This is a genomic window from Citrobacter sp. RHBSTW-00881, from assembly GCF_013728515.1.
Taxonomy (GTDB): domain Bacteria; phylum Pseudomonadota; class Gammaproteobacteria; order Enterobacterales; family Enterobacteriaceae; genus Citrobacter; species Citrobacter braakii.
Window position 1 is genome coordinate 2,038,161 of sequence record NZ_CP056269.1, and the last position, 19,382, is coordinate 2,057,542.

Genomic DNA, 19,382 nt, shown 5'->3' on the forward strand with positions numbered 1-19,382 from the left:
GCTTCGTTGAACAAAAAAAAGCCCGCAGCGCGGGCTTTTGAGTTTGTGGAGATTAGAACTGGTACACAATGCCCATGGCAAACTGATCGTCAACTGCGTTGCCAGTAATTGCGCCGTCTTCTTTATCCAGCAGGTTAAATTTATACGCTGTGTAGACGTTCATATTTTTATTGAAGTAGTACCAGGTGCCAAGCTCGACGTAATTCACGCGGTCAGCGTTAACACCGCCGGCCAGGTCCTTACCCTGCGAGTAAACGTAACCCAGGGATGGACGCAGACCAAAGTCGAACTGATATTGAACGACTGCTTCAACGTTTTGCGTTTTGTTTGCAAAACCCTGATCGGTTCCGGTTCGGGTCATATTACGCGTTTCGCCATACATCGCTGCCGCATAAATGCTGTTGGCGTCATATTTTGCTGCCAGGGACCAGACTTCAGCGTTGCTGCCATAGCCATCGATGGATTGTTTGTCCGCACGGTCGGATTTACCATACACCGCGACGACACCAAAGCCATCCACGTTATAGTCCACCGACATGCTGTAGCCGTCGCCATTTGCTTTAGTGACAGCGTGATCGTCATTTTTGCCCTGGTACTGCAGCGCGAAATTAAGACCCTCAACCATGCCGAAGAAGTCTGTGTTGCGGTAGGTCGCCACGCCGTTGGTACGACCGGTCATGAAATTATCCGTCGCAGACCAGGAATCGCCACCCCATTCAACCAGCATATCGGTGTAGGCTGCCGCATCGTAGGCTACGCCATAGTTACGACCATAATCAAATGAGCCGTAATCTGCATATTTCAGGCCCGCGAAGGCCAGACGGGTTTTTTGCTCCTGAACTCCTTCCGCATTGCTGGCGTCGAGGTTGTGTTCAAACTGACCAAAACCTGTCAACTCGTTGCTGATCTGGGTTTCACCTTTCACCCCAAAACGGGCGTAAGAGGTGTCAGCATTTTCACTGTTACTGCTATCCGTATTCGACCAGATGCGTTCGCCTACCATCTTGCCGTAAAAATCAATTTTATTGCCGTTCTTATTATAAATTTCAGCCGCATTTGCTGCGCTTGCAGCTAATAAGGCAGGGAGAAGCAGTGCCAGTACTTTTCTTTTCATTATGTATTCCCTTTATATAATAATTAAAATGAATATGTGGCGCTATCTGAAAGACTACATTTGAATACTATCTATGAAGTTCATTTAATTTTAAATATAACATGTAACAAATGTATTTAAGGTATTTCAAGATGTTTCATTGTTGCTTTTATATAATTAAAACTGCATGGCATTTGAATTAATATTATCCATGTAAATGTATTTTTATCATATAGTTATGATTTTTGTTATTCCATCTTGTTAAATGTATATTATTGATATTTGTTATTTGTTTTGCATGCGGAATTATAATTGATCTGCTTGTTTTGAATAATGGGTTTATATATCTGTTAAGTTGATAATTATTAAGTGAATAATATGTATTAATGATAAAAAGTGTCGACGGTAGTCTGACATGAGAATTGTTGCTAAGGTGGTTTTCTTTCTGCGAAGAGCGAGAGTATGGAACTACAGTACTGGCAGTCGAAATTTGAAGCCTGGTTACGTGACAATCATTCCGGGCACGACGCTGCCCATGACATCTTTCATTTTCGTCGCGTCTGGATGACATCACAAAAGTTGAGCATGGATGTGACCGTAGACTGGCTGGTGGTGCTGGCGGCGTGCTACTTCCACGATCTCGTCAGTTTGCCGAAGAATCATCCCGATCGTCATCGTTCGTCGGTACTGGCAGCCCAGGAAACGCGTCGCGTTTTGATGCGCGATTTTCCTGATTTCCCACAACAACGATTACCTGCCGTGTGCCATGCTATTGAGGCGCACAGTTTCAGCGCCAAAATCGTACCAGAAACCCTTGAAGCCAAAATCGTGCAGGATGCTGACCGGCTTGAGGCGTTGGGCGCAATTGGTTTAGCACGGGTATTTGCCGTGTCCGGCACGTTAGGCGTGGCGCTGTTTGATGCGGAAGATCCGTTTGCCCGACAGCGTAGCCTTGATGATAAACAGTACGCACTCGATCACTTCCAGACCAAATTGTTGACGCTGCCGCTGACGATGCAAACTGAACACGGTCGGCATTTGGCGCAACATAATGCTGACTTCTTACTGACGTACATGGCGAAGCTGAGTGCGGAGTTAAAAGGAGAATATGAAATGCTGGATCTTGACGCGATTCAACCCTTTAAGTTGCGTTAGTCGCCAGTACAGCCGCAACGTCAACCGCGCTAAATTATGTTAACCTGTCAGCTATCCATTTCGGCCGGTTAAATGTATGCAGGATAATTTTTCAGTAGCAGGTTCCATGAACCCGATGACAGATGATAACGAGGCCGCCGCAGAGGTGATTTTGGCTAAGTTGCTTGAAATATATGACGTGAAAACGCTGGTTGCTCATCTGAATGGTGTTGGCGAGAACCGCTGGAGTCCGGCCATCTTCAAGCGAGTGGTTGCCAATGAAACGTGGCATCGCCTCAGCGACGGTGAGTTGGCTCATCTGAACGACTTGCTGCCGAGGCCGCCTGCGCATCATCCACATTATGCTTTTCGCTTTATCGATCTTTTTGCCGGTATTGGCGGCATTCGTCGCGGCTTTGAGGCGATTGGCGGGCAGTGCGTGTTTACCAGTGAGTGGAACAAGCATGCGGTGCGCACCTACAAAGCGAATCACTACTGCGATCCTCACCAGCACCATTTTAATGAAGATATTCGCGATATCACCCTCAGTCATCATGATGGGGTGAGCGACCAGCAGGCGGCGGAACATATCCGCCAGCATGTTCCGCAGCATGACGTGCTGCTGGCGGGATTTCCTTGTCAGCCATTCTCTCTGGCCGGTGTATCAAAGAAAAACGCGTTAGGGCGGGCTCATGGCTTCGCCTGCGATACGCAAGGCACACTTTTTTTTGACGTGGTGCGCATCATCGATGCGCGTCGGCCGGCAATATTTGTGCTCGAAAACGTCAAAAACCTGAAGAGTCACGATCAGGGGAAAACGTTCCGCATCATTATGCAAACGCTGGATGAGCTGGGTTATGACGTGGCTGATGCACACGATAACGGGCCGGACGATCCGAAAATTATCGATGGGCAACATTTTTTGCCCCAGCATCGCGAACGTATTGTGCTCGTCGGCTTTCGCCGCGATCTGGATCTGAAATCAGACTTCACGCTGCGCGATATTGTCTCCCGCTATCCTCAGCGGCGTACGACGCTGGCGGAGCTACTTGAGCCGACCGTCGACGCAAAATATGTGCTCACGCCGGTGCTGTGGAAATATCTGTATCGTTATGCGAAAAAGCATCAGGCACGGGGCAATGGATTTGGCTATGGCATGGTGTATCCCGGCAATCCCGATTGCGTAACGCGCACATTATCGGCGCGTTACTATAAAGATGGGGCGGAGATCTTGATCGACCGCGGTTGGGATATGGCGCTGGGTGAAAAGGATTTTGATGATCCGCACAATCAGCGATACCGTCCGCGCAGGCTGACGCCCAGAGAGTGCGCGCGCCTGATGGGATTTGAATCACCTCAGGGCTATCAGTTCAGGATCCCGGTGTCAGACACACAGGCTTATCGTCAGTTTGGTAATTCGGTGGTCGTCCCGGCATTTGCGGCGGTAGCCAGACTGCTGGAGCCAAAAATCAAACAGGCGGTTGCTATTCGCGAGAAAGAGAAACTGCATGGCAGACGTTCACGATAAAGCGACGCGCAGTAAAAATATGCGGGCGATAGCAACCCGCGATACCGCAATTGAAAAACGCCTTGCCAGCGTACTGGCAGAGCAGGGGGTAACGTTTCGCGTGCAGGATGCGACGTTACCCGGTCGTCCCGATTTCGTGGTGGATGATTATCGTTGTGTGATTTTTACCCACGGCTGTTTCTGGCATCATCACAACTGCTATCTATTCAAAGTCCCCGCAACACGAACAGCGTTCTGGCTGGAAAAAATAGGCAAAAATGTTCAGCGTGACGCGCGGGATTGTGAAAAATTGCAGGCTCTGGGCTGGCGCGTACTGATTGTCTGGGAGTGCGCCCTGCGTGGGCGCGAAAAGCTGGGGGATGACGCGTTGTCCGAACGCGTCATCGAGTGGATCTGCGGCGGTGGCGATAGCGCGCAGATCGACACCCTCGGTATCCATTTACTGTAACGTCTTTTCCGACGGGGTCACAACGGCGTCCGCTTTAACGGGAAATAGGTATTTACCGAGTGTGACCAGTACCACCGCAAATACAATCACGCCAAGCGCCAGCCATTCGATGGGCGCCAGACTTTCTCCTCCCAGGCCGGTACCTAACAGTACGGCGACAACCGGATTAACGTAGGCATAGCTGGTGGCTAATGCCGGGCTGACGTTGCGGATCAAGTACATGTACGCGTTGATGGCAATAATAGAACCAAACACGGCCAGATAGGCGACCGCCATAAAGCCTGAAAACGTCGGCATAGTGGTCAACTTTTCCCCGGAAATCAGCGAGGCGCACATCAGCACAATACCGGCGGCTAACATTTCAATGGCTCCGGCCATCATGCCAACGGGTAACGTTATGCGCGAGCCGTACACTGAGCCAAAAGCCCAGCTTATCGAACCTATCAGGATTAAAATTGCTCCCCATGGATTACCACTCAAATTACCACCGCTGTTCAGCATGATGATCCCCGCGAGTCCAATTGCAATCCCCATCCATTCAAGTTTGCGCGTTTTGATGCCAAAAAAGTGGCTAAAACACAGCGTAAACAGCGGGACGGTGGCGACCACCACGGCGGCAATACCGGAAGGCACGTTTTGATGTTCTGCGACGGTGACCAGTCCGTTACCGACAGCCAGCAGCAGGATACCAATTAACGCGGCGTTCAGGAGCACGCGCAGAGGCGGCAGCTTATGTCCGCGGATAAGTAAGAATGCTGTTAATAAAATCCCCGCAGAGAGAAAACGAACGCCAGCCATCATCAACGGCGGCCAGCTTTCAACGCCAATGCGAATAACGAAGTACGTGGAACCCCAAATGATGTACAGCGCGAAAAGCGCACTGAAAAGCGGTAGCAATTGCCTGAAACGCATAATCCCTCACGGTGGAAATAAAAAGGTGCAACATAGTAAACGTCAAAACTATCTTGCTGGCGAGATTTATAATTACGTGCTGATGTTAAAAATTTGTTGACCAGAAAGGTCAGTTTCAGCATTGCGTGTTTTACTTCATACTTATGACTGCAAAAAAATAATATTGAGGGTAAAAATTTTGGCAGGAAGTAGCTTATTGACCTTACTCGATGATATCGCCACTTTGCTGGATGATATCTCTGTCATGGGAAAACTGGCCGCGAAAAAAACCGCGGGTGTGCTGGGAGATGATCTGTCGCTTAACGCGCAGCAGGTGTCGGGTGTGCGGGCGAATCGCGAACTCCCGGTGGTCTGGAGCGTCGCGAAAGGATCGTTTGTTAACAAAGTTATCCTTGTGCCGTTGGCGCTATTGATAAGCGCCTTCATTCCCTGGGCGATCACCCCCTTATTAATGGTAGGCGGGGCGTTCCTCTGTTTTGAAGGTGTAGAAAAAGTTCTCCATACCCTGGAAGCGCGTAAGCACAAAGAAACCCCGGAAGAGCGTCAGCAGCGTCTGACATCATTGGCAGCACAGGATCCGCTCACCTTTGAGAAAGATAAAATCAAAGGGGCGATACGTACCGACTTTATTTTATCTGCTGAGATTGTCGCGATTACGCTGGGGATCGTAGCGGATGCGCCATTGTTGAATCAGGTGTTGGTGTTATCTGGCATCGCGTTAGTGGTGACAGTGGGGGTCTACGGCCTGGTCGGGATTATCGTTAAGCTCGATGATATCGGATACTGGTTGGCAGAAAAGCGCAGTACGCTGGCCCAGTCGCTGGGTAAAGGGTTGCTGGTCGTTGCTCCCTGGCTTATGAAAACACTTTCCGTGGTCGGCACGCTGGCGATGTTTTTGGTTGGCGGCGGAATTGTGGTGCACGGAATAACACCGCTGCATCATGCGATTGAACATTTTGCCCAACAGCAAAGTGCATTGATTGCGCTGATGCTTCCGACCCTGCTGAATCTGGTGCTCGGATTTATCATTGGCGCAATAGTGGTGCTGCTGGTGAAAACCGTCGCCAGAGTGCGCGGAGTTTCGCACTAATTGTCGCAGGGTTGATTACGCAAAAGCCTTCTTTGTCGTCTAAGGTGTAAAGGTTTCTCTTGATACAGGAGGCAGGTATGGTCTTTTCTGTCAGTGAGGAAGTCACCTCCAAAGAGGGTGGCCCACGCATGATCGTTACCGGGTATGCCAGCGGAATGGTGGAGTGTCGCTGGTACGACGGCTTTGGCGTCAAACGGGAAGCATTCCGTGAAGATGAACTGGTGCCGGGCGAGCGAAGAACGCTCTGCCAGGACGCCTGAACACCTGGGGTGCGCGTAACCGGGTGATCTTTCAATCATTAGTTATATTTATCATTTTAGTGAGAATTATTTACTTGTCAGGCAAAAAAATTGCAGATAAGGTTTGTTTCACATCAGATTTCCTGGTGTAACGAATTTTCAAGTGCTTCTTGCATAAGCAAGCTTGATCCCGACCCGATAAGGGCCGGGATTTTTTTCGCCCTCAGTCAGCGATTGATCTCCGACACGCTAAAATCATGGATATCAAGCTCGAACGCGTCGGCCAGTTCATGCCACGTGTGGTAATCACGTCCGTCGACGCTGACGCGTTCCGGGTCATCCTGACTGCGATGAATTTCACTCTCGCAGATTTCGTTGATTGCCTTCAGTAGCGCGTCCACATCGACGCTGACTTCACGTTTGGCCGTATCGCTGTACTCTTTCGCGGTTTTCATCCTCATACCTCTCAACCGTTAAGGATACCGGGGGAGCGCATCCAAACATCAGATACGCACAACTTAAGTATAGACCGTCGATAAAACCCGCAATCGCGCGAGGCGGGCGCTGCCAGAAAAAGGAAATTGTTCTACACTGGCACAAAGCCACAGGAGGAAAACTATGAAGGTGAATGATCGGGTCACAGTCAAAACGGACGGCGGTCCTCGTCGACCGGGCGTGGTACTGGCTATCGAAGAGTTTAGTGAAGGCACCATGTACCTGGTTTCGCTGGAAGACTACCCGCTCGGTATCTGGTTCTTTAATGAAACAGGTCATCAGGATGGTATCTTCGTGGAAAAAGTAGAATAAGGTGAGTTTTGCTGCATAATCCTGACTGGTGGATTCGCCACCAGTCAGAACGTGTTAGCGCGTATTCACAAAGATACCATTGGTAACGTTATCGGTGAGTCTCACAACGTGATAGATAACTTGCTTATTATGCGTTTTTATCTTTCGTTTTATATTCCCCTTATGGGATGACACGGTCTTGGCCTTGATATTCATTTGGTCGGATATCTGTATTGTGCCCTGACCCTCCATCCACATGCGTAGCATGCTGGACTCGGTACGGCTCAATGATAATGTCGGTAGATTCACATCAATGACAAAATCTACTTCTTTTTTCAGAATATCGCCAAGGAGTTCATCCAGTGAATCGGGTTTAATCGACTTAGAACTAATCAATAAATTTTTTCTGACTAATAGATACTCATCAAAATGCACGTTGGCAATTGCCATAAACACAATAAATAATGTGCCGGGATGCTGATTAATGATTTGCTTTATTTGCTGGCTATTAGCAGGATCGTGGATAAAGCAGTCCTCATTAATAAACACCACAGCGGGCTGTTGAGAGACACAGGCGAGACTGAGCTCCTCAACGTTAGAAATGTTGTTGATTTCCCTTTTCTTCACCCCCCGACTTACCAGATATCCGGTCAACCCTAGCCGGGTGTAACTGCACAAATCCATAATAATCGTTGACATGGCATACCCTCACTCAATGCGTAACGATAATTCCCCTTACCTGATTATTTTCATCACAACTAAACGGAATAATAACGACCCAAGATGACGCTTTCGCTGTTTTTCAGGCGAAATTACTATCCCGTAAAGTTGCGTATAATTTGCCAGGAAACATCTTAAAGTAAAGTAAATGTTGCGTTATGTGAGTGAGTCAATAATAAATAAACCGCGACAGAGATATCCTGGTGGATGTTGTCGCTTTTTAAATTTAGGACAATCCTTAGTAAAACAGGATAAAAATTAAGGGTTATTATTTTTCGGGCATTTCGCTGACAATATCAGCCAATAAATTAAAAATTTCGCTGAATAATCGCTCGCAGAACGGCGCAATTAATGGCATCAGGGCCGCCATTAAAGAAATACCCACGGCGAGGGTGAGTGGAAAACCGATAACGAAAATCGACAGCTGAGGAGCCATGCGATTCAACAGACCGAGTGCGAGGTTTAGGGTGAGTAGCAGCGTCATTATCGGCAGGGCCAACATTAGCCCGTTGAGGAAAATCAGGCTACCCGCCCGCGCCAGCGCGAGAAACGCATTGCTGTTCACCGGATTGCCGCCGATTGGCAAGGTATGAAATGTATCCACCAACAGCGAAATAAGCCACAAATGGCCGTTAAAAGTCAGGAATAACAGCATGGCGAGCATGTCGATCAGTCTCGCCAGTACCGGCATATTCAGACGGCTGCCGGGATCAAAGAAGGTTGCGAAGGAGAGACCCATTTGCAGACCAATCAATTCCCCGGCGGTACGTACTGCCGCGAAGGCAAACTGCATAGTGAAGCCCAGAGCGATGCCGATCAGGATTTGTTGCATTGCCTGCCATAGCGCCACGATAGAAAAGATAGGGACGTCTACCGGGGGAATCGACGGAGCGATAACGACGGTTATCATTAACCCCAGCCCCAGTTTTACTCGTTTGGGGATCGCGCGCTCGCTGAGAATCGGCGCCGTTGAGATGAGCGCCAGGATGCGCAGCAAAGGCCAGAAGTAAAGATTCAGCCAGTGGAGCCACTCAACGCTGGTCACCTGCAGCATAATGTTATCTACCCGATGATGTAGGGGATATTGCTGAACAGCGTACGCACGTAGTCGAGCAGCAGGTTAAGCATCCACGGGCCGGCAACAATGATGGCAATAAAAACCGCGACAATTTTGGGAATGAAGGACAGCGTCATTTCGTTTATCTGGGTCGCCGCCTGCAAAATACTGATGATAAGACCTGTGACAAGGGCGACCAACAGCAAAGGCGCGGCAAGGGCCAGGGCGACTTTCATCGCCTCTGTGCCCATCATCATGACCGATTCAGGTGTCATTTCGCGCCTCTAACTGTAAAAGCTTTGAGCTAGCGAGCCGACAAGCAACTGCCAACCGTCTACCAACACAAACAGCATCAGCTTGAACGGTAGCGCGATCGTGGCCGGGGGGACCATCATCATCCCGAGCGCCATCAGCACGCTGGCGATGACCAGGTCGATAATCAGAAACGGAATAAAAATGGTAAAGCCTATCTGGAATGCCGTCTTCAGCTCGCTGGTGACATAGGCTGGAAGCAAAATCCGCATCGGTACGGCTTCTGGTCCCTGTAGGGGACCGCTGTTTGCTAAGCGCGCGAAGAGTGCCAGATCGGCTTCACGGGTCTGGCGCAACATAAACTCACGCAGCGGCTGTGCGCCTTTCTCCATGGCTTCCTGCATAGAGATTTTCTCTTCGCTGAACGGCTGATATGCGTCGACGTAGATTTTGTCGATTACCGGCGACATGATGAAAAAGGTCAAAAATAGCGCCAGGCCCAGTAGCACCTGGTTCGGGGGGGCCGAAGGGGTTCCCAGCGCATTTCGTAACAGACCGAAAACGATGATGATGCGGGTGAAGCTGGTCATCATCAATAAAATGGCGGGCAGGAACGTCAGCGAGGTGATAAACACCAGCGTTTGCACGGGTAAAGACCAGCTTTGTCCGCCGCCAGGCAGCGGCTGGCTAACCAGACCCGGGAGCTGAGCGAGGGCTACTGGGCTGAAAAGCCATAAGCCTGCCAGCGTGATGGATAACAAACGGCGCATCAGGATCTCCCGGGACGCTTAAGCAAACTCTTCATCATGGCCTGGAAATCCGCGGGGGAGGCCGGTTTTTCTTCTGCATCAGCAGGCGCCGGGGGCAGGGTGTGCAGCACGTTAATTTGCGAGGCCGTGACGCCCAGTACCAGGCGCGCATCTTCAACCTCAACAATCACCACGCGCTCACGTGGACCCAGTGAGGTACTTGCCGCAACTTTCAGTCCGCGCGTACCGGCGCTTTTGGGGGCAAACCCCATACGCTTAATCACCCAGGCTGCAGCCAGGATCATTACGATGATCCCAAGCAGCGCGCCGCTTACCTGAACCAGCGGTGAGCCGGGTACGGCGGCTGGCTGAGAAACTGTAGCCTGGGTATTCATGATTAACGGCTCAGACGGCGCATGCGTTCAGATGGGGTAATAATGTCGGTGATACGTACGCCGTATTTGTCTGCGACAACCACCACTTCACCCTGGGCAATCAGGTAACCGTTGATCAGGATATCCAGCGGCTCGCCCGCCAGCCCATCCAACGCGACGACCGAACCCTGCGTCAGACGCAGCAGCTCTTTGATGGTCATGCGGGTTCGGCCCAATTCGACGGTCAGTTTGACCGGAATGTCCATGATCAGGTCGATGTCCTGCAAGGCACCGCTGACGTCGCCGCCACCTAACTGCTGGAATACCGCATCGGCCGCACTTTTGGTGGGCGTGGTTTTTTGCTCGTTTAACGCGTCAGCCCACAGATCGTCCAATGCACCAGTGTTCTCATCGGACGGATTATTCATATCACTCATTTGGGCTGTTCCTCATTCAGCGAATTCAAAATCGGGTTTATCAGATGTTCTACGCGTAACGCATACTGACCGTTCATCGTGCCATACTGGCTGGTCAGTACAGGCACGCCGTCCACATGAGCAATAATGCGGTCGGGTTTTTCAATCGGCAGTACATCGCCGGGTTTCAGTTTTAAAATCTGGGATAGCCGCAGCGGAATGTCAGCAAAGTTTGCCACCAACTCCAGCTCAGAATGCTGAACCTGACGCACCAGATTATTGCGCCAGTTCTGATCTTCATTACGCGAGTTTTCCAGCGGCGGGTTCACCAGCAGCTCACGCAACGGTTCAATCATGCTGAATGGCAGACAGATGTTAAATTCACCGGTCAGGTTGCCAATTTCAACGTGGAATGGGGTATTGACCACGATGTCGTTAGGAGACGTGGTGATATTGGTAAATTTCACCTGCATCTCGGAACGAACGTATTCCACTTCCAGCGGATTGATGGCCTTCCACGCGTCGCTGTAGCTTTCCAGCGCCAGCTTCAGCATGCGGTTGATAACGCGCTGTTCGGTATGGGTAAATTCGCGGCCTTCCACTTTCGTCGGGAAGCGGCCATCACCGCCGAACAGGTTATCGACGGCGATAAATACCAGACTCGGTGAGAACACCACCAGACCCGTACCGCGCAGCGGCTTCAGGTGGATTAAGTTCAGGTTGGTCGGAACCGGTAAGTTGCGCGCAAACTCGTGGTATGGCTGGATACGGATCGCACCCACGGTAATATCCGGGCTACGGCGCAACAGGTTAAATAACCCCATACGGAACTGGCGCGCGAAGCGTTCGTTAATGATCTCCAGCGCCTGTAAACGCTCACGTACTACGCGGCGCTGGGTGTTGGGATCGTAAGGACGAATATCGCTTTCTTTTGCGATACCGGAAATGGGTTCGTCTTTAGTTTCGCTATCGCCATTAAGCAATGCGTCGATTTCAGCCTGAGAAAGAATACTGTCGCCCATGTCTTTACCGCAGAATAAAAGCTGTATAAAGAACGTCGGTGACAACCTGTTTGGGTTGCCCAACAACGAGCGGAGTCGCAAGCGTCTCTTTGATGGCGGCAATGAGCTGTTGCTTACCTTCTTCGGTGGCGAGCGTAGCCGCGTTCTGACGAGAGAACAGCAGCAGCAAGCGGCTGCGCACTTCCGGCAGATATTCGTTAAGACGTGAACGCGTTGCCTCGTCTTTCATGCGCAGCGTGATACCGATATACAGTACACGGTCCGCATCACCCAGATTGACGGTAAAGGTATCCAGCGCAAAGAATACCGGGGCTGGCGGTGGAGCCGGTTCCGCTTTGACGCTGGCGGACGGCTGCTGCTGCATGCGCCAGTAGCTATAACCCGCAGTTGCGCAGGCGGCGAGGGTAATCAATACCAGCAGAGGGATCCAAATAGCGCGTTTACTTTTTTTGTTAATCGCGGAGTCAGTCATCAGATACGGGCTTCCTGTTTCGGTACAGCTTATGGGCTGATTATCCCGTGTCCTGTCCACGACAAAGCGTGGAAAAGACGCGGATAATCATGCTACCTCTGGCGTTAGGCGAAGATGTCTACTGCTCCATCACCGCGTGCTGCGGCTTGCAGTGAGGCTGGCGCTGCCAGTACGGCGTCATCTTCAGCGGCAAAAATGTCTTGTCCCTGAGCGCGACCCGCCTGCTGTTGCTGCCCGGAAGACTGCTGATTACCGGCAAAGCTTTCACTACTGATACTGCTTTGCCCAAGCTGGATCCCGCTTTCAGCCAACTGCGTACGCAGCATCGGTAACGCAGCTTCCAGCGCAGCGCGCACGTGACTGTGTGGCGATACCATTTGCAACTGCGCGAGGTTGTCATCCAGCTTGAGGGAAATGTGCACCTGGCCCAGATCCTGTGGATGCAGACGCAGTTCCGCGCTTTGCTGGCCCTGGCGAGTAAACAGAGTGACGTGCTGGCTCAGTGATTGCTGCCATTCCTGGCTACCCAATGGTGCGCTTAGCACAGGTGCGGCGGTCGGTAACGGCTGAGCGTGGGACTGCGGGCCACTTAACGGCGCCGTCGTCATGCCAATGCTGGTCGGCGAAGGGGAGCTTTCAATTTCTGCTCTGGTCGTCGCCGCTGCCGTCAACGGGGTTAATGTCGGATTGTTTGTCTGATCTACGCTGCTGGCAGGCGTTGCAATATCCGCTTTGCCTTTTTTGGCATCACCTGGCAGCAATTCGCCAGCATTATCGGCGATAGCGCTGTGTACCGAACCTCGTGACAACGCCGAAAGCGTCGCATCAACGGGGGCTGGCGCGCTGTCGACGGCAGGCGTGGTCTGCGGTTGTCCTGGCAGCATGGCGAACAACGCGCTCAGGTTGGCGAGATCCTCATCGCTCAGTGCGGTGTTTTTTTCATCCTGCTGAGCGACTTTGCCCAGAGTCGTCAGGGCATTAACTTTCAGTGAGGGCGTGAGGGCAGACAACAGTTGCTGAGCGTCTGTCATGTCGACAAGAGAAGCATCAGTGTGCATCTCTTTTTGCGCCAGTAGTTCGGTCAACTTGAGCGACGGTGCTGAATCGCCATTTTTTTGCAGTAACCCTTTTTGCAGTTTGCTACCGGCCGCCTGTAAGTCGGCAAACGACAGCGGGGCGTCTTTACCCTGCGCGTTGTCCGCACCTAATGCACCCGCCAGCAGCGCTAAAAAATCCTCGGGTGAATCAACCGCTTTGCCTGACTGAAGACCTGCGGCTACGTCGGTGTCGGTGGTAATCAGTTGGGGTAAAGTAATCATTCGGGTTTCCTCATAGCTGCACGCTGAGCAAATTCATCCATTTTTTTCTGATCCAGGCGGTTTTCGGCCAGTAACGCCGCCGAGGTTTGTCTGTCCTGCAGAGTCTGCCACGCCTGTAAACGTTGTTTTTTGTCGCGCCAACTGTTCAATGCCTGGTCTACTTTCTGCGTCCACTGATTGAGCTGTTGGCGGTGTTGCTCAATCGCTTTTTCCAGCGTCTGAATAAATTGTTGGTAATTGATCCAGCGATTACTGGTAATACCCTGACCCATGTCACTGTTCAGATTGTTGCGGTACTCATGCTGATAATCGATCAGCATTTTCAACTGCTCTTCCGCCTGCTGACAGCCACGACGCATCTCTCCCAATAAGACAGCGGCGTCATCTACCTCTTTTTCAGCCAGGTCTTTCAGTGTGGCTAATGCACCATGTTGTGCCATGACCTATGCTCTCCTGCTTACTCACACACCAGGGAAAATCAGTTCTAACGCGTGCAGAGAATCTTCCCAGTCCGCCCGTTCAAAAATGCCTTGCTGTAAGAATGCTTCCAGTTGTGGCCATAGGGCGATGGCTTTATCCAGCATGGGATCGCTGCCTTTGGCATACGCCCCCACGCTGACCAGATCGCGGTTGCGCTGGAAGCTGGATAGCAGCTGTTTAAAGTTACGTACCCGCGCATAGTGTTGTTCACTAATAAGCGCGGTCATGGCGCGGCTGATCGAGGCTTCAATATCGATGGCCGGATAGTGACCCGCTTCGGCCAGATGACGGGACAGCACAATGTGGCCGTCCAGAATCGCGCGCGCGGAATCCGCAATGGGGTCCTGCTGGTCGTCACCTTCGGTCAGTACCGTGTAAAACGCGGTAACGGAACCGCCGCCGTGAATGCCGTTCCCGGCGCGTTCGACCAGCGCCGGTAATTTGGCGAATACTGAGGGGGGATAACCTTTCGTTGCCGGCGGCTCTCCGATCGCCAGGGCGATCTCACGTTGCGCCATCGCGTAGCGGGTGAGGGAATCCATAATCAGCAATACGTGCTGTCCACGATCGCGAAAATCTTCGGCGATACGCGTGGCATAGGCCGCACCTTGCATACGTAACAGCGGCGAGACATCTGCGGGAGCAGCAATCACCACCGAGCGCGCACGACCGTCGGTACCGAGAATATTTTCAATAAAATCTTTAACTTCGCGACCACGTTCGCCAATCAGACCCACGACGATAACATCGGCCTGGGTATAGCGCGCCATCATGCCGAGCAGAACGCTTTTACCGACACCGGAACCCGCGAAAAGTCCCATACGCTGACCGCGACCAACGGTTAACAACGCGTTGATGGGACGTACGCCGGTATCCAGGACGTGTTCAATCGCGGTGCGTTGTAGCGGGTTAAACGGCGGCGTAATCAGCGCCCCGGTTTCGGTGGTATCCGGGGCGGGCAGACCGTCGAGCGGTTTGCCGCTACCGTCCAGCACCCGACCCAGCAATGCAGGACCAAGCGGTAATTGCTTCCCGCTTTGCAGACCTTCTCCGGCAATGTTTTTTGCGTACACGCGTGCGCCGGGCAGAACGCCTTCAACCTCTTCGAGGGGCATCAGAAACAGACGCTGACCGTTAAAGCCCACAACTTCACTTTCGACCTCCTGGGTTTCGTTGCCGTCCTGGCGTTCAATAACGCAGGTGGCGCCCAGCGGCAACTGTAATCCCGTGGCCTCCAGCACCAGCCCAGTGGCGCGGGTCAGGCGACCGTAACGGCGCACCGCAGGCAGCAGCGACATTTTCTCTTCGAAGCTGTCCAGCGTGTTGAGCCAGCGAGTCAGGCGAGTGGTCATTACACGACTCCCGGCGCTGCCAGACGGCAGAGTTCTTGCCAGCGCGTGGCGACGCTGGCATCCAGATCGCCTTCATCGGCAGAGACTTTACAGCCGCCGTGATGCAGCGTCGGATCACCGCGCAGCCGCCAGCCGTGCAGACTGAGGGTCGCACCGAGCATCTCTTCCACACGCTGGAGATCGTCCGGATGTACGCGTAGCTGCGGTTTACCGCTAAACAGCGGTTCTTGCTGTAACAGCTGTTGGATTTGTTTAATCAGCGCAGCGTTATCCACAATAGGCGTCTGGCCAATAACCTGACGCGCAGCTTCCAGCGCCATTTGCATCAGACGCGAGGCAATTACGCTGTCCAGTGCGTCCAGCGTATTCTGAAACTCGCTCACTAGTTGCTGCATGCGGGCATGGATCGGCGCATGCTGAGCGCGCGCCTGGTTCTGGCCTTGCTCCAGCCCCTGACTCAGGCCTTCCTGATAACCTTGTTCGTGACCTTTTTGTCGACCTTCCGCCAGACCCGCGTTATAACCTTGCTCATGGGCCTGCAGTTGCAGCTGTGCGAGCTGCTGTTCAAGCTGTTGCTCTGCGGAAAGCTCTGGTTCTGCTGTTTCTTCTGACAGCGGGTTTTCGCTGTGCTCAGCCAGTACGAACTCCGCCATCGGTGGGGCGAGGTCGTCCGGGGTCCAGACTTTCCACGGCAGTTCGTTAGACATAGGTATCCTCGCCGCTGCCTATCACCATCTCGCCGGTTTCCGCCAGACGACGCACAATAAGCAGAATGGCTTTCTGTTCGTTTTCCACCTGCGACAAACGCACCGGACCGCGGTTGGCGAGGTCGTCGCGCAGAATATCGGCAGCACGTTGCGACATGTTGCGCAGGAACTTCTCGCGCAGTGGCTGTTCGGCACCTTTCAGGGCAATCAGCAACGATTCGGAATCCACTTCCTGCAGCAGGCGCTGGATACTGCGATCGTCGACATCCACCAGGTTCTCGAACAGGAACATCTCGTCGATAATTTTCTGCGCCAGCTCGCCGTCGAATTCGCGTACGGCGGTAATAACCGCTTCTTCCTGCTGGGTTTTCATCAGGTTGATAATTTCTGCCGCCGTTCTCACGCCGCCCATTTTGCTGCGCTTGAGGTTCTGGCCATCGAGCAGGCCGTTGAGTACCTCGGTCAGTTCTGCCAGCGCGGCAGGCTGTACGCCGCCAAAGGTGGCGATACGCAGCATCACGTCGTGACGTAAACGCTCGTCGAAAAGCGCCAGTATATCGGCAGCCTGGCCCCGCTTGAGGTGCACCAGAATGGTGGCGATAATCTGCGGATGCTCGTCGCGGATAAGGTCGGCGGCGCTTTGCGGCTCCATAAAGTTAAGCGTTTCAATGCCGCTGGTGGTATCGCGGGTTTCCAGAATGTCTTCCAGCAGACTGGAGGCACGTTCTTCGCCCAGCGCTTTCACCAGCACGGAACGCAGATATTCGTTGGCGTTGATATTCAGCGCGGCAAACTGTTCGGCTTCTTGTTCAAATTCGGCCAGCACTTCCGTCAACTGCTTGTTGGAAATCTGGCGAACGTTGGCCATCGCCGTACTGAGCGCCTGAACTTCGCGCGTGGAAAGGTGCTTAAACACCTCCGCCGCGCGATCTTCGCCAATGGTCATCAGCAGGATGACGCTTTTATCGGTACCGGTAAGATTACTCATGATCGTTACTCATCCACTGGCGAATGACCAGCGCCACGACGCGCGGATCGTTATCTGACATTTCACGAATACGCTGACTCATGACTTCTGCTCCCAGACGCTGATTAGTACGACGCTGCTGAGTTTGTTCGTCTTTGCTGAGGCGAACTTCTACCGCTTCTTCGGTTTCCTGACGGACACGCGTTTGTTCTTGTACGGCTTTCGCTTCTTCACTGCGACGGACCAACTGCGGACGAACGGCTTTCCGCCACAGGATCCACGCCACCAGCAGAACCAGCAACCAACGACCTGCGGACATTAACTGATCAATAAAGAACGGCTGTTTCCAGAACGGTAGCTCGCCAATGGAATCGTCGGTCGCCGTGAAGGGAGAGTTCACCACGTTCAGGGTATCGCCACGCTTGTCGGAGAATCCCATCGCTTCGCGGGTTAGATCCTCAATCTGTTTCATCTGCTCGGCGGTTAACGGCAACGGTTTGCCGTCTGGTAACGTTTTGTAGTTGACCACGACAGCCACTGAGAGACGCTGCACATCGCCAACGTTCATTTTGGTATGGCGAATGGTGCGGTCAACTTCATAGTTGCTGGTTTCATTGCGCTGAGTATTGCGCGGGCCGGCATTATTACTGTTATTCGCCGTCTGTGCGTTTTGCGTATTTTGCGCGTTTTGCTGATTAGCGGGTGGGTTGGCGATTGGCGCAGTATTTGCCGGAGCGGGCTGATTTGACAACGCGCCCGGTACGCCGCCTGGTGCTCCGCTACCGACCTGCTCACTGACGTTCAACTGACGAGAACGCAGCACGGCCTGGGACTCATCACCGTTTGGACGGTACTGTTCTTCGGTTTGCTCTTTGTTGGCAAAATCCAGCTGCGCGGTAACCTGCGCATGTACGTTACCGTTGCCGACAATCGGCGACAGAATTGATTCGATACGACGCTGAACGCGGCCTTCGACGTCGCTGGCGTATTTCAGCTGCGCATCGTTAAGATCGCGGCTACTGGTATTTGACTGGGTTAAAAGATGACCCGCCTGGTCGACCAGCGTAACGTTGCCCGGCGGCAAGCCTGCAACAGCGCTGGAAACCAGATGCGTGACCGCACTGATCTGACCTTCATCCAGCGCGCGACCCGGTTCGAGATTGACGGTGACGGAGGCTGAAGGCGCTTTTTGCTCACGCACAAACAGCGACGGTTTCGGCATAGCCAGATGCACGCGGGCGCGTTTTACCGGTCCCAACGTTTCAATCGTACGGGCTAATTCACCTTCCAGCGCGCGCTGGTAGTTGACCTGCTCGCTAAACTGGCTGATACCAAACTTTTCCTGATCCAGCAGTTCAAAACCCACCGCGCCGCCTTTGGGCAGACCTTGCTGCGCCAGACGTAAACGCAGTTCGTGGACTTTATCGGCAGGAACTTCAATGGCGCCGCTTCCCTCAGTAAAACGATAGGGAACGTTCATCTGCGTCAGTTGGGTGACGATCGCGCCACCATCCTGATCGGAAAGATTGCTGAACAGCGTGCGGTAGTCAGGTGCTTTGGCCCACAGGACCATCGCCACGATGATCGCGACGGCAGCGGCTCCCGCCACAATCAGAGGAATTCTGGGATTCGCGCGCAGGCGGTTTAACCACTCGAGAGGTTTAAGCTGGGTTGCAGTCGATGCTGTCGCACTCATCTCGCACCTCGTGGCTTATCGTGGACGGCGTTTTTTGCAAAGTGGAACAAGACTCACTCCCGGGTCAGCAAACTCGAAAAATTGACGGTCTCATTATTTGCGGTTTCGAATTTTTCTATGCGTTAAAAACCGTGGTTTTTTATCGTTATTTAACGCCTTTATCTTATTGACTAACTGGTAATCTCAACTACGTAAAAAATTATCCAGGGGATCAGAATGTCGGCAATACAGGGGATTGAAGGGGTCATCAGCCAGCTACAGACCACGGCGATGTCAGCAAAAATGCAGGATATGCAGCCACAACCGACCGTGAGCTTTGCCGGTCAACTGCATGCGGCGTTAGACAGGATCAGCGATGTACAAACCGCGTCCCGTGTGCAGGCTGAGAAATTTACCCTCGGTGAACCGGGTATTGCGCTGAACGATGTGATGACCGATATGCAAAAAGCGTCGGTATCGATGCAGATGGGGATCCAGGTGCGCAACAAACTGGTGTCGGCGTATCAGGAAGTGATGTCGATGCAGGTGTAGCAAGCCGAACATTCTCCCGCTGCGTCGGGCAACGGGAG

General features: G+C 52.5%; 24 protein-coding genes. 7 read left to right on the forward strand and 17 right to left on the reverse strand.

Annotation, left to right across the window (positions count from 1 at the left end):
• Positions 1-52: 52 nt before the first annotated feature.
• Entirely contained in the window at positions 53-1,114 is a 1,062-nt protein-coding gene (locus tag HV311_RS09600) for a porin (protein WP_191221013.1), read from the reverse strand.
• 441 nt (positions 1,115-1,555) lie between these two features.
• Between HV311_RS09600 and HV311_RS09605 the strand changes: the two genes are divergently transcribed.
• From HV311_RS09605 to HV311_RS09615, 3 genes are all read left to right on the forward strand, one after another.
• On the forward strand, positions 1,556-2,248 hold the full coding sequence (locus HV311_RS09605) for a phosphohydrolase (RefSeq protein WP_019077081.1): 693 nt from the start codon (positions 1,556-1,558) through the stop codon (positions 2,246-2,248).
• A 76-nt stretch (positions 2,249-2,324) separates the two neighbouring features.
• Positions 2,325-3,755 (forward strand): DNA cytosine methyltransferase, encoded by a 1,431-nt coding sequence (locus tag HV311_RS09610; RefSeq protein WP_191221014.1) that lies wholly within the window; start codon positions 2,325-2,327, stop codon positions 3,753-3,755.
• A complete protein-coding gene (locus HV311_RS09615; protein WP_016153501.1) occupies positions 3,736-4,203 on the forward strand; it encodes a very short patch repair endonuclease in 468 nt (155 codons plus the stop codon). Before HV311_RS09610 ends, HV311_RS09615 begins: the two co-directional genes overlap by 20 nt.
• Here the strand turns inward: HV311_RS09615 and yedA are convergent.
• On the reverse strand, positions 4,195-5,115 hold the full coding sequence (gene yedA / locus HV311_RS09620) for a drug/metabolite exporter YedA (RefSeq protein ID WP_103847939.1): 921 nt from the start codon (positions 5,113-5,115) through the stop codon (positions 4,195-4,197). The two genes, HV311_RS09615 and yedA, sit on opposite strands and share 9 nt — an antisense overlap.
• Before the next feature lie 178 nt (positions 5,116-5,293).
• Here yedA and HV311_RS09625 point away from each other — a divergent pair, with 178 nt between their 5' ends.
• Together HV311_RS09625 and HV311_RS09630 are read left to right on the forward strand one after the other, a co-directional pair.
• Entirely contained in the window at positions 5,294-6,205 is a 912-nt protein-coding gene (locus HV311_RS09625) for a DUF808 domain-containing protein (protein ID WP_029139582.1), read from the forward strand.
• A gap of 77 nt (positions 6,206-6,282) precedes the next feature.
• Positions 6,283-6,465: a YodC family protein gene (locus tag HV311_RS09630; protein WP_047357993.1), complete on the forward strand. Its 183-nt coding sequence runs from the start codon at positions 6,283-6,285 to the stop codon at positions 6,463-6,465.
• 206 nt (positions 6,466-6,671) lie between these two features.
• On the opposite strand, the gene yodD is transcribed toward HV311_RS09630, so the two are convergent.
• A complete protein-coding gene (yodD, locus tag HV311_RS09635) occupies positions 6,672-6,899 on the reverse strand; it encodes a YodD family peroxide/acid resistance protein (RefSeq protein WP_003030417.1) in 228 nt (75 codons plus the stop codon).
• A 163-nt stretch (positions 6,900-7,062) separates the two neighbouring features.
• Here yodD and dsrB point away from each other — a divergent pair, with 163 nt between their 5' ends.
• On the forward strand, positions 7,063-7,251 hold the full coding sequence (dsrB, locus tag HV311_RS09640) for a protein DsrB (RefSeq protein WP_016156846.1): 189 nt from the start codon (positions 7,063-7,065) through the stop codon (positions 7,249-7,251).
• A 54-nt stretch (positions 7,252-7,305) separates the two neighbouring features.
• On the opposite strand, the gene rcsA is transcribed toward dsrB, so the two are convergent.
• The 14 genes from rcsA to fliF all read right to left on the reverse strand — a co-directional run bounded on the left by rcsA (position 7,306) and on the right by fliF (position 18,813).
• Positions 7,306-7,929 (reverse strand): transcriptional regulator RcsA, encoded by a 624-nt coding sequence (rcsA, locus tag HV311_RS09645; protein WP_016153497.1) that lies wholly within the window; start codon positions 7,927-7,929, stop codon positions 7,306-7,308.
• A 289-nt stretch (positions 7,930-8,218) separates the two neighbouring features.
• Positions 8,219-9,004, reverse strand: coding sequence for a flagellar biosynthetic protein FliR (gene fliR / locus HV311_RS09650; protein WP_191221015.1), 786 nt, complete (start codon positions 9,002-9,004; stop codon positions 8,219-8,221).
• An 8-nt stretch (positions 9,005-9,012) separates the two neighbouring features.
• Entirely contained in the window at positions 9,013-9,282 is a 270-nt protein-coding gene (gene fliQ / locus HV311_RS09655; protein ID WP_003030425.1) for a flagellar biosynthesis protein FliQ, read from the reverse strand.
• A gap of 9 nt (positions 9,283-9,291) precedes the next feature.
• Positions 9,292-10,029 carry a flagellar type III secretion system pore protein FliP gene (gene fliP, locus HV311_RS09660; protein ID WP_006684053.1) on the reverse strand — a complete coding sequence of 246 codons (738 nt, stop codon included), beginning with the start codon at positions 10,027-10,029 and terminating at the stop codon, positions 9,292-9,294.
• Positions 10,029-10,406, reverse strand: a complete 378-nt coding sequence (gene fliO / locus HV311_RS09665) for a flagellar biosynthetic protein FliO (RefSeq protein ID WP_191221188.1) — start codon at positions 10,404-10,406, stop codon at positions 10,029-10,031. The genes fliP and fliO overlap by 1 nt, the downstream gene beginning before the upstream one ends.
• Positions 10,406-10,819: a flagellar motor switch protein FliN gene (gene fliN / locus HV311_RS09670; RefSeq protein ID WP_003030433.1), complete on the reverse strand. Its 414-nt coding sequence runs from the start codon at positions 10,817-10,819 to the stop codon at positions 10,406-10,408. The genes fliO and fliN overlap by 1 nt, the downstream gene beginning before the upstream one ends.
• Complete coding sequence (gene fliM / locus HV311_RS09675) at positions 10,816-11,820, reverse strand: flagellar motor switch protein FliM (protein ID WP_191221016.1); 1,005 nt, start codon at positions 11,818-11,820, stop codon at positions 10,816-10,818. The genes fliN and fliM overlap by 4 nt, the downstream gene beginning before the upstream one ends.
• Before the next feature lie 4 nt (positions 11,821-11,824).
• Positions 11,825-12,292, reverse strand: a complete 468-nt coding sequence (gene fliL / locus HV311_RS09680) for a flagellar basal body-associated protein FliL (RefSeq protein WP_016153493.1) — start codon at positions 12,290-12,292, stop codon at positions 11,825-11,827.
• Positions 12,293-12,396: 104 nt separating this feature from the next.
• Entirely contained in the window at positions 12,397-13,611 is a 1,215-nt protein-coding gene (fliK, locus tag HV311_RS09685; RefSeq protein WP_016153492.1) for a flagellar hook length control protein FliK, read from the reverse strand.
• Positions 13,608-14,051 (reverse strand): flagellar export protein FliJ, encoded by a 444-nt coding sequence (gene fliJ / locus HV311_RS09690; protein WP_016153491.1) that lies wholly within the window; start codon positions 14,049-14,051, stop codon positions 13,608-13,610. The genes fliK and fliJ overlap by 4 nt, the downstream gene beginning before the upstream one ends.
• A 21-nt stretch (positions 14,052-14,072) precedes the next feature.
• Positions 14,073-15,443: a flagellar protein export ATPase FliI gene (gene fliI, locus HV311_RS09695; RefSeq protein WP_016153490.1), complete on the reverse strand. Its 1,371-nt coding sequence runs from the start codon at positions 15,441-15,443 to the stop codon at positions 14,073-14,075.
• Positions 15,443-16,150 carry a flagellar assembly protein FliH gene (fliH, locus tag HV311_RS09700; RefSeq protein ID WP_094761578.1) on the reverse strand — a complete coding sequence of 236 codons (708 nt, stop codon included), beginning with the start codon at positions 16,148-16,150 and terminating at the stop codon, positions 15,443-15,445. Before fliH ends, fliI begins: the two co-directional genes overlap by 1 nt.
• Positions 16,143-17,138: a flagellar motor switch protein FliG gene (gene fliG, locus HV311_RS09705; protein WP_016153488.1), complete on the reverse strand. Its 996-nt coding sequence runs from the start codon at positions 17,136-17,138 to the stop codon at positions 16,143-16,145. The genes fliH and fliG overlap by 8 nt, the downstream gene beginning before the upstream one ends.
• A complete protein-coding gene (gene fliF / locus HV311_RS09710) occupies positions 17,131-18,813 on the reverse strand; it encodes a flagellar basal-body MS-ring/collar protein FliF (RefSeq protein ID WP_016156841.1) in 1,683 nt (560 codons plus the stop codon). The genes fliG and fliF overlap by 8 nt, the downstream gene beginning before the upstream one ends.
• Positions 18,814-19,029: 216 nt before the next feature.
• Here fliF and fliE point away from each other — a divergent pair, with 216 nt between their 5' ends.
• Positions 19,030-19,344 carry a flagellar hook-basal body complex protein FliE gene (gene fliE, locus HV311_RS09715; RefSeq protein ID WP_016153486.1) on the forward strand — a complete coding sequence of 105 codons (315 nt, stop codon included), beginning with the start codon at positions 19,030-19,032 and terminating at the stop codon, positions 19,342-19,344.
• The last annotated feature ends 38 nt before the right edge of the window (positions 19,345-19,382 follow it).